Annotated in this window: 12 protein-coding genes; 8 read left to right on the plus strand and 4 right to left on the minus strand. The window is 67.3% G+C overall.

What is annotated here, in order from left to right:
- Window positions 1-2 precede the first annotated feature (2 nt).
- Entirely contained in the window at window positions 3-1,259 is a 1,257-nt protein-coding gene (gene entS / locus IBX18_RS16000) for an enterobactin transporter EntS (RefSeq protein ID WP_228541252.1), read from the plus strand.
- 54 nt (window positions 1,260-1,313) lie between these two features.
- On the opposite strand, the gene IBX18_RS16005 is transcribed toward entS, so the two are convergent.
- Window positions 1,314-4,097 (minus strand): tetratricopeptide repeat protein, encoded by a 2,784-nt coding sequence (locus IBX18_RS16005; RefSeq protein ID WP_194834453.1) that lies wholly within the window; start codon window positions 4,095-4,097, stop codon window positions 1,314-1,316.
- 91 nt (window positions 4,098-4,188) lie between these two features.
- A complete protein-coding gene (locus tag IBX18_RS16010) occupies window positions 4,189-5,832 on the minus strand; it encodes a (2,3-dihydroxybenzoyl)adenylate synthase (RefSeq protein ID WP_194834454.1) in 1,644 nt (547 codons plus the stop codon).
- Between the two features lie 68 nt (window positions 5,833-5,900).
- Here IBX18_RS16010 and IBX18_RS16015 point away from each other — a divergent pair, with 68 nt between their 5' ends.
- The 5 genes from IBX18_RS16015 (at window position 5,901) to IBX18_RS16035 (ending at window position 9,877) form a co-directional block, all read left to right on the plus strand.
- Window positions 5,901-6,710, plus strand: a complete 810-nt coding sequence (locus tag IBX18_RS16015; protein WP_194834455.1) for an SDR family oxidoreductase — start codon at window positions 5,901-5,903, stop codon at window positions 6,708-6,710.
- A gap of 32 nt (window positions 6,711-6,742) precedes the next feature.
- Window positions 6,743-7,390, plus strand: coding sequence for an isochorismatase family protein (locus tag IBX18_RS16020; protein ID WP_194834905.1), 648 nt, complete (start codon window positions 6,743-6,745; stop codon window positions 7,388-7,390).
- A gap of 28 nt (window positions 7,391-7,418) precedes the next feature.
- Entirely contained in the window at window positions 7,419-7,667 is a 249-nt protein-coding gene (locus IBX18_RS16025) for a phosphopantetheine-binding protein (protein WP_194834456.1), read from the plus strand.
- A complete protein-coding gene (locus IBX18_RS16030; protein ID WP_194834457.1) occupies window positions 7,664-8,974 on the plus strand; it encodes a lysine N(6)-hydroxylase/L-ornithine N(5)-oxygenase family protein in 1,311 nt (436 codons plus the stop codon). Before IBX18_RS16025 ends, IBX18_RS16030 begins: the two co-directional genes overlap by 4 nt.
- A gap of 186 nt (window positions 8,975-9,160) precedes the next feature.
- On the plus strand, window positions 9,161-9,877 hold the full coding sequence (locus IBX18_RS16035) for a hypothetical protein (RefSeq protein ID WP_194834458.1): 717 nt from the start codon (window positions 9,161-9,163) through the stop codon (window positions 9,875-9,877).
- Window positions 9,878-9,972: 95 nt separating this feature from the next.
- Here IBX18_RS16035 and IBX18_RS16040 read toward each other — a convergent pair whose 3' ends face one another.
- Window positions 9,973-10,953, minus strand: coding sequence for a LysR family transcriptional regulator (locus IBX18_RS16040; RefSeq protein ID WP_228541253.1), 981 nt, complete (start codon window positions 10,951-10,953; stop codon window positions 9,973-9,975).
- Window positions 10,954-11,806: 853 nt separating this feature from the next.
- On the opposite strand from IBX18_RS16040, the gene IBX18_RS16045 reads away from it, so the two are divergent.
- Both IBX18_RS16045 and IBX18_RS16050 read left to right on the plus strand, forming a co-directional pair.
- A complete protein-coding gene (locus tag IBX18_RS16045; protein WP_194834460.1) occupies window positions 11,807-12,751 on the plus strand; it encodes a hypothetical protein in 945 nt (314 codons plus the stop codon).
- Window positions 12,752-12,789: 38 nt separating this feature from the next.
- Window positions 12,790-13,794, plus strand: coding sequence for a CAP domain-containing protein (locus IBX18_RS16050; RefSeq protein ID WP_306796282.1), 1,005 nt, complete (start codon window positions 12,790-12,792; stop codon window positions 13,792-13,794).
- A gap of 57 nt (window positions 13,795-13,851) precedes the next feature.
- Here IBX18_RS16050 and IBX18_RS16055 read toward each other — a convergent pair whose 3' ends face one another.
- A complete protein-coding gene (locus IBX18_RS16055; RefSeq protein ID WP_194834461.1) occupies window positions 13,852-14,796 on the minus strand; it encodes an alpha/beta fold hydrolase in 945 nt (314 codons plus the stop codon).
- Between the last annotated feature and the right edge of the window lie 98 nt (window positions 14,797-14,894).

Consider the following 14,894-nt stretch of genomic DNA (forward strand, 5'->3'; position numbering starts at 1 on the left):
CCTTGCTGCGCCGATTCGTCATAGATATCTCGCCGCTGCGGGACAGCAGGCCGTTCCGGTTCATCTTTGCGGCCAGGCTGATTTCGCTGCTCGGCATCGGGCTGCTCATGGTGGCGCTGCCGGTGCAGGTGTACCAGCTCACCGGCTCGAGCCTGCACGTCGCGGGAGTGTCGGTGGTGACCGCGCTGGCGATGTTCGTCGGCAGCCTGTCCGGTGGTGTGCTCGCCGATCGGCACGATCGGCGGCGCACCATCCAGCTCGCACGTTCGCTGGCTGGCCTCGGCTTCGTGATCCTCGGCGTCAACTCGTTGCTGGATCACCCTGCGCTGTCGGTGATCTACGGCGCGGCCGTGCTGGACGGTGTGGCGGGCGGGGTGAGCGGTTCGGCGTTGATGGCGCTGACGCCTGCCCTGGTCGGCAGGCATCGGCTGGCCGCGGCCGGTGCGCTGATGACGCTGACCACCGAGTTGGGCACCGTGGTCACCCCCGGTTTGGCGGGTGTGATCATCGCGGCGAGCGGTGGGGTATCGCTGACGTACTTCGTCGCGGCAGGCGCTACGGCGCTCACCGTGACGTTGTTCCAGGAGGTGGGTGCGCATCCGCCCACCGGGACGGTGCACGAACCGCCGCTGCGGGCGTTGCTGACCGGGCTGCGTTTCGCCGTCACCCACCAGGTGGTGCGCGGGACGCTGCTCGTCGGGCTGGCGGTCATGCTGGTCAGCGGGCCGATGGTGCTGCTGCCCGCCTATGCCGACACGGTGCTCGGCACCGGGCCCGCGGTCCTCGGCCTGCTGTACGGCGCGCCCGCGGCGGGTGCGCTGGTCGGGTTGTTCACCAGCGGCTGGACCGGCGGGGTGCAGCGCAACGGGCGGGCATTGCTGATCTCGGTGGTGCTGCTGCCTGCCGCGTTGATCGTCGTCGGTGCCGGTGGCACCACGCTTTTCGCGGTACTCGGGTTGGCGGGCTTCGGGCTCGGCCGTGCGGTGAACGACACCTTCCGGTTCGCCGTGCTGCAACAGCACACCCCCGACGACCTCCGCGGCCGAGTGTCGAGTCTGTGGCTCGTACAGGCGGTTTCGGGCACCGCCGTCGGTTCGCTGGTGGCCGGAGTGCTCGGTAATTACTTCGCCGCGGATACTGCGCTGCTCGTCTACGGCTGCGGCGCAGCGGTTTTCGGGGTGCTGCTGTGCGCCGCGCTGCGCCCGGTCTGGACGGCCACCGCGATCGCCGACCAGCCGGTCGGCGATCGCCGCGACTGAGGTGGGCGGGCCGGGTCGGGTTGCCCACCTGGCGGACTCGGGCCGAGCGATCCCTCACACTCGGCGCGATGGGGCTTCGAGCACGGCGAGATAGGTTGTCGCGGCGTCGGTTTCGGATGCACCGAGGCGACGGTAGAGGTCGATGGCGTTGCGCAGGTGGGTGCTGGCGGTGGCCGCGTCGCCGAGGGCGGCGCGGCAGCGGGCGGTGCCTTCCATGGCGCGGGCCTGTTGGATTCGGCTGTCGATGTCGCGGGCTACCTCCAGCGCGTGGGTGAACATCGTCAAGGCCTCACCCGGCTCGTCGGCCGCCAACAGCGCCTTCGCGGTGTTGTTCAGTGCCTCGGCTTCTTTGACGCGGTAGCCGATGTCCCGGAACAGGGCCAGGGCTTGCCGGGAGAGGTCGGCGGCCTGCTCGTGATTCCCGGTTTCCCGGCAGACGGTGGCGAGGTTGGCGAGGGCCTCGGCTTCGCCGAGGCGGTAGCCGGTCTCGCGGAACAAGGTCAGCGCTTGCCGAGAGAGGCTGGTGGCCTGCTCGTGGTCGCCTGTTTCCCGGCACACGGTGGCCAGGTTGTTGAGGTTGATGGCTTCGCCGATCCGGTCACCGATTTCCCGGAACTGGTTCAATGCCTGGTGGATCAGATCGGCGGCCTGCCCGTAGTCCCCGGTGTCGCGGCGCACCAGGCCGAGGTTGCTGACGGCGTTGGCTTCGCCGAGGCGATAGCCGATTTCCTGGAACAGAGTCGCGGCGCGCAGCAGCAAGTCGGCGGCCTGCCCGTAGTCCCCGGTGTACCGGCGCACACTGCCGAGGAAGCCGAGGGCGCTGGCTTCGCCGAGGCGATGACCGATCTCCCGGTGCAGGGTCAGAACTTGTTGGAACAGGTGCGCGGCCTGCTCGTAGTCGCCGTTGTCTCGGCGCACGCCGCCCAGGCTGGCGAGGGTGTTGGCTTCGCCGAGGCGGTAACCGGTGTCTTGGTACAGGATCAGGGCTTGCCGAAGTAGCTCGGCAGCCTGGTCGTGGTTCCCGTTCCGCCACTGCGCAATGCCGAGGTTGCGGAGCGCGTTGGCTTCGCCGAGGGGGTGGCCGGCCTCCCGGTACAGGGCAAGCGCTTGCCCCATCAGGTCGGTGCGTTGGTCGTACTGCCCGGTCCGCCACTGGGCGATGCTGAGGTTGGTGAGGGCGTTGGCTCGGCTGAGGTGGTCGCCGAGGTGTTCTGCGGCTTCGGCGGCGCGTTGGTGTAGCCGCAGGGCCGTTGGCCATGGTCCTTCGCGCTCGAGCAATTCCGCGAGTGCTTCGGTGAGCGCGATCATCTGCGCAGGATCGTGCTCGGCGGTGTATTCGAGGCAGGCGAGCAGGTTGGTTCGTTCCACCCGCAGCCACGCCAGCGCGTGCGTCTCGTTGCCGAATTCCGGCAGGACGGCACCGGTCAGGCCGGAGGTGTGCGGGTCGTCAGTGGGGTCGGGCCTGCGGGTCAGCCATTGGTCCGCCGCTGCGGCGGTGCTCAGGTAGTAGTCCAGCAATCGCCGCACCGTCGCGGTGCCGTCGCTCAACGACGCGGCGAGGGCGCGCGCGTATTCGCGCACCAGGTCGTGCAAGCAGTACCGACCGGGGGTGGTCTCCTCGATGAGGTGGTCGGTATAAAGAGCATCGAGTTCGGTTCGTGCCTCGGCGAGCGGTATGTCGTTCAGCGCGGCGACGGCGTAGGCGTCGAAGTCGGTGCCCGGGTGCAGGCCCAGCGTGCGGAACAGCTGCTGCCTGCCGGATGGCAGGTTTTCGTATGAAGCGGTGAACGCGGCACGAACCGCGCGTTGACCGGCATCGAGTTCACCGAGCCGGTCCTGGGCGGCGCGGAACTGTTCGGCCAGTCCGGTGAGCGTCCACACCGGATGGTGGGCGATTCGGCCGGCCAGTAGCACGATCGCCAGTGGTAAGTACCCGCACAACTGGACGATCTCGGCGACGGCCGCGATGTCGTCGCCCTGTGGGTTGCGTTGCGCCAGTCGGCAGAAGAGGTCTTTCGCCGTGTCGGGATCGAGGGTGTCCAGCGGCAGTGGCAGGGCGCTGTCGAGGGCGATGAGCCGGCGGCGGCTGGTGATCAAGGTGAGGCATTCGGAGCCGGTTGGCAGCAACGGTTCGATGTGGTCGTGGTCGCGGGCGTCGTCGAGTATCAGCAGCACTCGCTTGGCGGCGACGCGGTCGCGCCACAGGTCACGGCGTGCGTCGAGGGAGTCGGGAATGTGGCTTGGTGCGATGCCGAGGCCGGTGAGCAGGGTGGCCAGCACCTCGGCGGGGTCCGCCGGCTCCTGTCCGGGGGTGTGGGTGTTCAGTTCGACGAAGAACCTGCCGTCGGGAAACGAGTCCGCCAGCAGGTGTGCCGCACGGGTGACCAACGCGGTTTTCCCGACGCCGGGCATGCCGTCGACGGTGTGGATGGTGACCACCCGGCCCGGCTCTGCCGCATCCAGGATCCGATTCACCTCGACGTCGCGCCCGACGAAGGTGGGGACGTCGCGGCGCAGCGAGGTCAGCACCGTGGGGCGTACGGGCTGGGTGCTGGCCGCCTTCCACAAATGCCGCCACGCCGACCGGTTCGACAAGGGCGCGGGGACGGGACCGGATGCTTGCCGAGCCAGCGAAATCAATGTCACCAGAACCGGATCCAACGATTCGAAGCGGGAGGGCACATTGCGGCCGGTCCGCCAATCGCTGATGCGCTGCATCAGCGAGCGATGGCTCTGTACGGGTGTGCGGGTGGCCTTCATCCGTGCCTCGGTAGCCATCGCTACCCGCTGCAAGGTGGGATTGCCTGCGGCCTCCCAGAGTTCGGCGAACCTGGTCACGAAGAGCGCCCGTGGCGAAGGGTCTTCGCCGCCACCCCCGTTCCGACCGGTCTCGCTCGTCTCACCGCACACAACAACACACGATAAGGGGTCAGGTTGCGGCCGCCTGCGCGGCGAGGGCGGTGCGCAGGGAGCGCCGGCTGATCTTGCCGACACCAGTCTCCGGGAAGCTGTCCACCACCTGGAGCAGATCGGGAATCTTCCAGGTGGCCACGCCGCGCTCGCGCACGAACTGGCGGATCTGGCTCAGCGCGGGTGGCGTCGCCGGGTCGGTGGCCAGCACGAATACGCAACTGCGCTCGCCGAGCCGCTCGTCGGGCACCGAGACGACGATGGCGTCCCGAATCAACGGATGATCCAGCAGATGCGCCTCGATCTCCTCGGCCGAGATCTTCTCGCCGCCGCGGTTGACGCGGTCGCCGAGCCTGCCCTTGACCACCAGGTTGCCGTCCGCACGCAGGTTGACGACATCGCCGGTGCGGTACCAGCCGTCCTCGGTGAACGACGACGCGTTGGCCGCGGGATTGCGGTAGTAGCCGCGAATCGTGTACGGGCCCTTGGTGATCAGCAGACCATCGGTGCCGGGCGGGACGGGGTCGCCCGTCTCGTCGACGACCGCGACCTGATCGTGGTCGGACATCGGGCGGCCCTGGGTCGCGAGCACCACGTCTTCCGGATCGTCGAGCCGGGTGTAGCAGACCAGGCCCTCGGCCATGCCGAACACCTGCTGCAGGGTGACGCCGAGGGCGGGGCCGATGCGGCGGGCCAGCTCGTCGGGGCAGCGGGCGCCACCGACCAGTAGCACCTGCAGGCTCGAAATATCGTGTGCGCTACCGGCTTCCGCGCGTTCGACCCAGAGCCGGGCCAGCGGCGGGACCAGACCGGTGATGGTGACGCCGAACCGTTCGATCGCACTGAACGCCGCGGTGGGGGAGGGGTCGGCGGCCAGTGCTACCGTGCCGCCCGCGTACAGCGCGCCCAGAATGCCGGGCGAACTCATCGGGAAGTTATGGGCGACAGGCAAAGCCGCCAGATAGACGCTGGTGCTGTCGAGCCGGCAGAGTTCGGCGCTGCGACGCACGCTGTAGAGGTAATCGTCGTGTGTGCGCGGAATGAGTTTCGGCGTACCGGTGCTCCCGCCGGAGAGCTGCAGGAACGCGATCCCGTCGGCGGCCACCGCAGGCAGCTCGCGCGAGGCGGCCCGCAGGTCGTCCAAGGCGTGCGTGCCGTCGGGCACCGCGGTGCCGTCCTGGTCCGGAACGACGATCAGGTGCCGCAGGTCCGGGGCCTGCTCGCGCAGGATCGCGGCGAGGCCCGCGTGATCGAACTTCTGGTGGTGATGGCAGGTGACCATCGCCACCGCGCCGCTGGCCTGCGCGATCGGGACCAGCTCGGACTGCCGGTGCGCGGGCAGGCAGAAGACCGGCAGCGCACCCGCGTAGAAGAGGCCGAAGATCACCTCGACGAATTCGGCGATGTTGGGGAGCTGGACCAGAACCCGGTCACCAGGCTGGATGCCGAGTTCGAGGAATCCGGACGCCAGCGATGTGGCGCGTGTCTCGAGTTCGGCGTACGTCCAGCGATTTCGGTCGTCTACCACGGCAATCGCGTCCGGCGTCGTGCCCGCGCGGGAGCTCAGCAGGTCGCCGAAGGTCTCGCCGGACCAGTACCCCAGTGCTCGGTAGGCCTCGACTTCTGCTGCGGGCCAAGGGGTTAGGTCGGATTGGGACGGCACTATCGAACTCCTTCTAGCCGAAACGTCGATGGTTTACTTATCTGAATAATTAAGGTTAGGCTAAGCATATGTCTAGGGAGAGTAAAGCCGGTGGTGGTGTGATAATCACCGGCGCCGCCGGTGGTATCGGCCGGGCGGCGGCGGAAATCTTCGCGGCCAGGTCGGCGGCACCGGTGGTGCTGTGGGATCACGATGCGGCGGTGCACGGCACCGCCGGCGAGATCGGTGCGACCCGGACCGAGAGCATCACCCATGCCGAACAGGTCGATGTGACCGATGCCGACTCCGTGGACCGCGCGTTCGCTGCCGTTATCGATCGTATCGGTCCGATCGACGCCGTGGTACATGCGGCGGGCGTCCTGGAAACCGGTGCGGTGTCGGAATTGACCGGCGCGCAATGGGATCGGTGCCTGGCGGTGAACGCCACCGGGACGATGAACGTCACCCGGCGGGCCGCCGCGGTGCTCGCCGCGAACGGCGGCGGCTCGATCGTGGTCGTCACCTCGAACGCGGCGACGACCCCTCGGGTCGGCATGGCCGCCTACGGTGCGTCCAAGGCGGCGGCGACGGCCTTCGCCATGGCGCTCGGCCTGGAGGTGGCCGCCGCAGGTGTCCGGGTGAACGTGGTGTCACCGGGCTCCACCGACACGCCCATGCTGCGCGGCATGTGGACCGAGGACGCGGCCGAATTGTCCGCCGCCGCCCGCGATCACGTCCTGGCGGGTGACCCGGCGAACTTCCGTCTCGGCATCCCGCTGCGCCGGGTGGCACAGCCCGAGGACGTCGCCGAGAGCATCTACTTCCTGACATCCCCCGGTGCCCGGCACATCACCATGCACGACCTGCGCGTCGACGGCGGCGCCACCTTCGACGCGTGAGCGTCCCCATCATCGAACAGGAGAAAAGACCGTTGGCCATCCCGCCGATAGCGCCGTATTCGATTCCGGCGCGCGAGGACGTCGAGGCGAATCAGGTGCCGTGGTCGCTGGATCCGTCGAGGTCCGCGCTGCTGATCCACGATATGCAGCGCTACTTCATCGACGCCTACCAGCCCGACCTCGACCCGATCGCGACCGTCACCGCGAACATCGCGCGCCTGCGCGAGCAGTGCAACGCCGCAGGCGTTCCGGTGATCTACACCATGCAGCCCGGCGACCAGCATCCCTCGCGCCGTGGCATTCTCGCGGATTTCTGGGGCAGCGGACTGAGTAACGGCCCGTCCGCCGAGATCATCGGCGAACTGGCACCCGGCCCGGCCGATATCCAGGTCACCAAGTGGCGCTACTCCGCTTTCCAGCGGACCGACCTGCGCGAGTTGCTCAACCACTACAACCGCGATCAGCTCGTCATCACCGGCGTGTACGCCCACATGGGCTGCATGCTCAGCGCCGCGGACGCGTTCATGAACGACATCAAGCCGTTCGTGGTGCTGGACGCGACCGCGGACTTCGGGCGCGATGAGCACGTGATGGCCATGAACTACGTCGCGCGCCGCTGTGGCGCGGTGACCACCACCGACGCGCTGGAATTCGCGCTGCGGCAATCGAATGCGGCCTGATCAGGCTCTGGAAATCTCGAGGAGAAACATGAGCGAGCCGGTTACCTTCGGCCGCCAGGACGTGATCGCCGATGTCGCGGCCGCGTTGGGTGTGGCACCACACGAGGTGCCCGAAGACGCGGATCTGACCGACGCGGGCCTGGATTCGGTGCGGCTGATGTCGCTGGTCGAGAAGTGGCGTTCCGGTGGCGCGGAGCAGGCCGACTTCGCGACCCTGGCCGCCGAGCCGGTGCTCAGCGCCTGGCTGGATGTTCTCGTACCCGCGGATCCGGCATGACCGGTCGCTCCGTGGACGAGATCGTCGACATCGCCGGGATCGGCTTCGGGCCGTCGAATCTGGCGCTGGCCATCGCGATCGAAGAGCACAACCAGGATCTCGCGCCCGGACAACGACTGACGGCGGGGTTCGTCGAGGCGAAGGAACGCTTCGAATGGCACCCCGGGATGCTGCTACCGGGCGCGACGATGCAGATCTCGTTCCTCAAAGATCTTGTCACGCAGCGCAATGTGCGCAGTCGATACAGCTTCCTGAACTACCTCAAGGAGCACGACCGGCTCACCGATTTCATCAACCTGTCGACGTTCCGTCCGACGCGACTGGAATTCCAGGACTACTTGCGTTGGGCCGCACGGACGGTGGATGTCCAGGTCGACTACGGCACCAAGGCCGTCTCCGTCACGGCGACCGGCGATTGCTTCGAGATCCGGCTCAGCGGCCGGGCCGAGGGCGTGCTGCGAGCCCGGAATATCGTCGTGGCGGTGGGCCTTTCGGCGCGGCTGCCGGACGGTGTCGCCGCCTCGGAGCGGGTGTTCCACAGCCATGGGCTGCTGCCTCGGCTCGCGGCGCTGCCGCCGTTGCGGCACAACAGGTTCGTAGTGATCGGCGCGGGGCAGAGCGCGGGCGAAGTGGTCGGCCACCTGCACCAGACCTACGGAAGCTCCGCTGTGCATGCCGTTTTCGGCAAGTACGGGCTCAGTCCCGCGGACGACAGTCCTTATGCGAACCGGATCTTCGATCCCGCCGCGGTGGACGATTTCTACTCCTCGTCGCCGGAGCTGCGCAAGCAGTTGATGAGCTATCACCGCGGCACCAACTACTCCGCGGTGGAGCCGGCGCTGATCGAGCAGCTGTACGCACACGAGTACGCCGAGCGGGTGGCAGGCACCCGGCGGCTGTTCATGCACGGCGCCTCGGCGGTCACGGGCATCGATGATTCCGACGGCGCGGTGCGGGTCGACGTGACGCACGGCCCGACCGGGCTCACCGAGACGCTGGTCTGCGATGCGGTGGTGTGTGCCACCGGGTTCCGCCCCGGTGATGTGCGCGGTCTGCTCGGCGAGCTGACCGGGTCCGTGGCCTTCGAGGAGGCCGGGCCGCAGGTGACGCGGGACTACCGGTTGGTGCCGACGGCGCCGCTGCCGGGCGACATCTACCTGCAGGGTGGCACGGAACACACCCACGGTCTTTCGTCGTCGCTGCTGTCCAATATCGCGGTCCGGACCGGTGAGATCGTCCGCTCCGTCGCGCGGTCCTCGGCTGCGGGCGCGCGCGCCGAATGTGCCGCTGAGCGGGCCGGAAGGTAGCCCCGACAGCTGCGCCGCGGGTCCTCGGCCCACGGCGCATCGGATAACCCGATGTCCGCTCGGGCATTTGGGGGCGCCACTGCGCGCCGGGGGTGTCGCGGACAGAGAAAACGTACCTGTTGACAGGTTTAGGTCTGCCTAACCTAAGCTCAACGCATCCCGACCACACCTGAGAAGGAAATAAGAATGTTGATGAGGAACTTTGCTGCGACGGCCTCGCTGCTGATCGCCGCGCTAGGCGTCACGGCCGGTACGGTCAACGCGGCGCCGGCCGCGGAGGCCGACGCGCCGATCAATTTCACCGCCGAGACCACCGACACCCAGGCCATCGTCTCCCTGGACGCGGGCTCGCTCGTCGTCGAGGACGGCGCGCTGAAGATCAAGGCCGCCAACGGCAATGTCGTCGCGGGCACCCCGCTGCAGTTCCGGCTCGACGACTTCACCTTCCCGATCGCCGCGGACATCTCCGGCCGCACCGCGAAGCTGACCCCGCAGCTGGACATGGGCAAGGCCGTCTACACCCCGGTCGCCCTGCCCTTCGAGGACAAGGCCCCCTGGAAGACCGAGTACGACCGTGAGCAGGCTGCCTGGAGCCGGATGACGGCCACCATCAGCCTCGGTGCCAGCATCGCGACCCTGGTCGGCGGCCTCGGCGGCGCGGCCGTCGGCTGTGTCCTCGGCGGCGTCGTCGGCGGTGCCGTGATCGGTGGCACCATCGTCGGCCTGTTCGGTCCGTTCCTCGGTGGTATCGCCGCGGGCTGCCTCGCCGGTGCGGCCGCCATGGGCGCGCTCGGCACGGTCGCAGGCCAGATCTTCATCACCGCTCCGGTGGCGATCGGCGCGGCGATCCAGTACTTCACCACGATCAACCAGCCGTTCAACCCGCCGGCTCCGGCCAAGTAGTTCCGGCTGACTCCACAGATATAGGTCAGGCCCCGCTTCGGCGGGGCCTGACTTGTTTCAGCGCTTGTTGCCGGAAACAGGCGTGCGGGCGGCCGTTACGAAGGCAGCGGGCCGACCGGCACCGGAGTACGGTGCGACACTTCGGGTTCCGGGCGCCGGACCTCCAGCAGTCCTGCCGCGCCGAACTTCCGGACGAGTTCCGAGTCGCTGATGACCTCGAGGAACTTCTCCACATGCATCGACTTGTCGCGCGCGTGCACCGTCAATTCCCGGCGAATCGGACGGGACAGCCGAATGATGGACAGCAGCCGGGCCGATCCGTGCAGTGCCATCTTCGGCACCAGCGCGACGCCGACGCCGTGTTCCACCAGGCTCAGCGCGGTGGTCACATCGGGGGCGCGGACGGCGAATCGGACATGCACGCCCGCCCGGCCCGCCTCGCGCGACACCGTGTCGGTGAGATCGGAGTTCGCGCCGCACCGAATCCACGGCGCCTCGACCAGTTGTTTCCACGAGCCGTCGAAACTGCTGCGCTGACTGGGATGGCAAACGACGACGAGTTCCTCCTCGCCGAAGCAGTGCACGACCCGCGAGCTGGTCTGCTCCAGCGGTCCCACGGCGAGATCGAGGGCGCCCTCTTCGAGCGTCGCGTTCAGCTCGCGCAGGTCGGTGAACGCCCTGACCTCGATGCTGTCGATATTTCGTTCGTGGCGCATCCGATAGATCAATGGTGGCAGCAGCTTCTGGGCGATCGTCGGCGTCGTGCCGACCGTCATCACGCCGTCGCCGAACGTCTGCCCCATGGCCATGGCCTGCCGGGCGGATTCGACGACATCGGAGGCCTGGGCGAAGAACTCTCTGCCGAACTTGGTGAGCCTCGACCGGCGCGACCGGGGATCGAACACCTTCCGGCCGAGCGAGGTCTCCAGCGCGTCGATCTGTTGCGACATCGCCGAGGGAGTTATTCCGAACCGCCGCGCGGCGGCGGACAGTGAACCCAGCTGCACTGCGTTCACAAAGTAATCGAACTGTCGGAGCGTGATCGTATTGGAAGTAAGCAAGGGGTAATCAGACATCGGCAACCTTTGTATCGAGCCGTCGGCTCATCCGCAGCACCTTCGGTCCATCACTGAAAATTAAGTGGCATTCCGTCACCGAGTCATGGCACGCGCCGGTCGACACGGACCGGCAATCACATCACATTCTTTCGTTAACTGTGCGTTCATCCGCGAATTGTGGCGATGCCGGAATGGCTGCCATCGAGGTGTTGCGCCGACTTGTGTGCAAGCAGTATCTACTGCGGCGACTGCTACGTCAAACGTTACGCCAAGCTAAACCTCCGTGTAACCCAGATCACATTGTTGCTTCAATTGCATGACTCGGCCACGTCCCGACCTGGGTCGATTGCGGACGAACGTTCCGTCTGCAACTGATGGCGTACGACCTTCCTTCGGGCTCGCAGGATGCACGTCACGGAACCATTTTGACCACGAAGGGCCTTGGTTAGGTGCTGATTCAAGGAAAATCTCAAGGGATATTAGCCCGCCTAACAACGCCTGCTGGGGAGCCGTTATCAAGACCCCGTCGGAGCGTCTCGGTGATTCGACAGTAGGCGTCGAGCCAGGTTGCTGCGAGCCGTGCTGTGATCCGGTGGTGATCTGCTGAAGCAGTTCCTGTGATATGGCTGTGATCGGGTATCGAGTGCGACTGTTAATCGGACCTTGATTCGATGTAAGAATGTCCGTTCTGCTTGTTGGTCACACCCGCCGAGTTCTACGCTCCGAAATGGAAGCCGACAGCCCGCAGTACCGCGTAGATGACCGCAGAGCGGCGGTCGAACGGCTCCCGACCGGCAGTTCGGACCAGGTCGTACCCAGCGGTGGGCTGTCGGCTTCGCCAGCGATCCAGCATTTCGAAGGAAGGCATCTGATGGGGAAGCACAGCGCGCCGCGAAATAATGTCGTTCCCGCGCGACTGGCGGTGCTCTCGACGGCGACACTGATCGGCCTGGCGGTCTCGACCCAGGGCGGCGCCGGGCAGGCCATCGCGGCGGGGACCAACACCGCCGCGGGCGCAGGTGATGACGTGTGGATCGCCCCGCCGAAGCAGGTGGTGTCGCCGGCGGTGGTGCCCGCGACCTATCAGCAGCAAGCACGACCGAACGTCGCCGCGCCCGTCCGGGCCGAGCGACCGGCGCCGCGCAGCGAGCGTCCGGCGCCCAAGCCGGGCGGCACCGCGAAGCCGGGACCGGCGCCGAAGGGTGACGGGTCGCCGCTGGCCACCCTCGTGGACTCGCTCGCCACGGGCAGTGCGGCGTTGCCCGCACCGCTGCGCACCGTGCTGGAGGCGCTGGCCAAGGAGGTCGGGCCGGTGCTGGCGAAAGGCTTGATCCAGTTGATCACCAGTAACAACGCGCCGAGCCCGAAGGGGCGGCACGCGGCACCCGCGCCTGCCGCGCCTGCTGATGATTACGCCGAGGACGCCGACTCCGATCTCGTCGGTGACTCCGATGCCGCCGACTCCGATGTCGTCGACAACTCTGATGCCGCCGGCGACGCCGAGGAGTCCGGTGACTCCGATGCCGGCGACGGCTCCGATGGGACCAGCGTCGGCATCTACTCCGGTGCGGCCGGGGATTCCGGGGACGCCGAGACCGCCGACGCCACCGGTGACTTCGAGGACGCCGACGACGCAGAACTCACCGGTTACTCCGAGGGGCCCGACGGTGCCGGTTACGCGGAGGACGGCGATGACACCGGTTACACCGAAGACGGCGACGACACCGGCGTCGCTGATTACACCGACGTCGTCGACGATGCCGACGCCGACGCCGACTGGAAACCGCTCGCGCTCGAGCCGAGCCCGGTCGGCTGATATTTGTTCTAAAATTTCGACAACTCTCGAAGGAAATTGTGCGTTTCTCCCCCGCTACAATGCTGTCTTTTTCCACCGCTGTCGGCTTCTCGGCGGTCGCGTTCTGCGCCGTTGCCGGAGCACCCGCCGCGCAGGCGGCGCCCGAATCGCAGGCTCCCGCCGACGCGGTGGTCAGTCTGACCAATAATGAACGTGCCAAAGCGGGCTGTCCCGCTCTCAAAGTTGAAAGCCGTCTTACCCAAGCAGCGCAAGGCCATTCGGAGGATATGGCCGCGGGTAACTTCATGGATCACAACTCGTCGAAAGGCGATCCGGGGGATCGGATCCGGGCTACCGGTTATCGGGCGCAGACCTGGGCGGAGAACATCGCCGCCGGTCAGCGCAGCGCGACCGAGGTGGTCAACGCGTGGATGAACAGCGCCGGGCACCGGGCCAATATCCTCAACTGCGGCCTGCGCGATATAGGCGTCGGCTATGCCAAGAGTGGCAACGGCACGCCCTACTGGACGCAGAACTTCGGCACCACCAATGGATCTCAGGACGAGAAGCCGGCCGGTGGGGACAAGCCGGGTAAGCCGGGCGGCGGGGACAAGCCGGGCGGCGATAAGCCCGGCGGCGGGGACAAGCCCGGCGGTGGAGATACACCCGGCGGGGACAAGCCCGATACGCCTTCCGACGGCGACGGTAATCCGCCCTGCGATCAGTGGAATCCGTGGGGTGACGGTTCGGACAATGGCGACAATTCGTCCTGGGACCCGTGGGGCGACGGATCCGACAATGGCTCGGACAATGGCGACAATTCGCCCTGGGATCCATGGGGTGACGGTTCCGAGACCACGCCCGATAGTGGCGAAGCGTCCTGGAACCCCTGGGGCGATTCGTCCTCGGACCCGTGGGCCAACGCCGAGGCCAACACCGGTGAGTCGTCCTGGGATCCCTGGAGCAACGGCTTCGACAAGCCGGCGAACAATGCGACCTGGGACCCGTGGAGCAACGGCTTCGACGAGATCCTCGGAAAGCTCGTAGGCAAGGGCGCCTGGTAGCCCGCCACCCCCAGCGGTGCCGCCGGACTCGACGAGGAGTCCGGCGGCACTTTTTTGTCAGCTGTTGGGTGGGGTGCTGGTGCAGGTCGGGTGGGCGGTGTCGTCCGGGTCCAGCGCGTTCAACACGAGCTGGGCCACCACCTTGTCGTAGGGCAGCAGGAGATGGTCGGTCAAGTCGCCGGGGCAGTAATCCTGGACGACGTGGTTGGAAACGCTCGGCCCCTGCACGATTCCGCTGGAGTACGGCACCACGAACTCGTCGTGCTCGGTGACGATGTTGGTGTAGGTGACGCCGGGCACCGTGCTGCCCGCGGTGGCGAGCTTGCGCAAAAACTCCGAGCCGGTCTGAATCTGCAAGCAGGCGGCGCAGACCGGGTCCACGACGGCAGTCAGCGCGGGCGTCAGCCGCAGCCGGGCGGCCAGCGCGGTGAAGAGCGCACCGAACCCGAGCGAGCTGGTGCCGTTCCAGCCCGGCCCGATCGAGATGAAACGGTCGATCTTGTTCGCGCCACCGAGGAACTTGGCGTAGTAGTCGGTGACCAGGCTGCCTTCCGAGTGCGCGACGATATCGACGCTCTGCGCGCCGGTCCCCGCCCGCACCTTGATGATGAAGTCGCGCAGCTGCTGTGCGCTCTGCTCGATCGGCAACAGCCCGCCGAGCGCGCCGAGCGGCCCGGGCATTCCCGGGATCGCGCCGTAGCTCAGGGCATACACGCAGTAGCCGTTGTTCGCCAGCAACGGCGCGAGCGCACCCCAATCCAGGCGCACCGTCTCCGGCCCGCCGTGCACCAGCACAATCGGATTGGGATGCAGCGCAGTGGGTTTGCAGGTCCAGTCGTTGGCGCCGACCGGCGCGGCACCGGGGTGGTCCATCTCGGCGTCCACCGCGTCGCTGAACAGGTAGGAGACGGGATACGGCGGTCGCGACCCGGCCGGACCGTTCGGCTCGCCGGTGGCGGCGGGCGCGGCCACCATCCCGGCGGCAATCGCGGCAATAGTCATCGAGACAATCGGATTACGGCGCATAACCTGGGCCCCTTTCTGCGAATCAGTCCAGACCCACCAGCTATCCGCGAAGTGACGACAACAGAACACCTCGG

The sequence above is a fragment of the Nocardia sp. XZ_19_369 genome (assembly GCF_015355715.1).
In the GTDB taxonomy this organism is placed as follows: domain Bacteria; phylum Actinomycetota; class Actinomycetes; order Mycobacteriales; family Mycobacteriaceae; genus Nocardia.

What these genes read in the sequence shown, in the direction of transcription:
- IBX18_RS16055 (WP_194834461.1), bottom strand. Translation starts at nt 14,796, where the DNA reads ATGACTATTGCCGCGATTGCCGCCGGGATGGTGGCCGCGCCCGCCGCC.
- IBX18_RS16025 (WP_194834456.1), top strand. Translation starts at nt 7,419, where the DNA reads ATGAGCGAGCCGGTTACCTTCGGCCGCCAGGACGTGATCGCCGATGTC.
- IBX18_RS16040 (WP_228541253.1), bottom strand. Translation starts at nt 10,953, where the DNA reads ATGTCTGATTACCCCTTGCTTACTTCCAATACGATCACGCTCCGACAG.
- IBX18_RS16030 (WP_194834457.1), top strand. Translation starts at nt 7,664, where the DNA reads ATGACCGGTCGCTCCGTGGACGAGATCGTCGACATCGCCGGGATCGGC.
- IBX18_RS16045 (WP_194834460.1), top strand. Translation starts at nt 11,807, where the DNA reads ATGGGGAAGCACAGCGCGCCGCGAAATAATGTCGTTCCCGCGCGACTG.
- IBX18_RS16035 (WP_194834458.1), top strand. Translation starts at nt 9,161, where the DNA reads ATGTTGATGAGGAACTTTGCTGCGACGGCCTCGCTGCTGATCGCCGCG.
- IBX18_RS16015 (WP_194834455.1), top strand. Translation starts at nt 5,901, where the DNA reads ATGTCTAGGGAGAGTAAAGCCGGTGGTGGTGTGATAATCACCGGCGCC.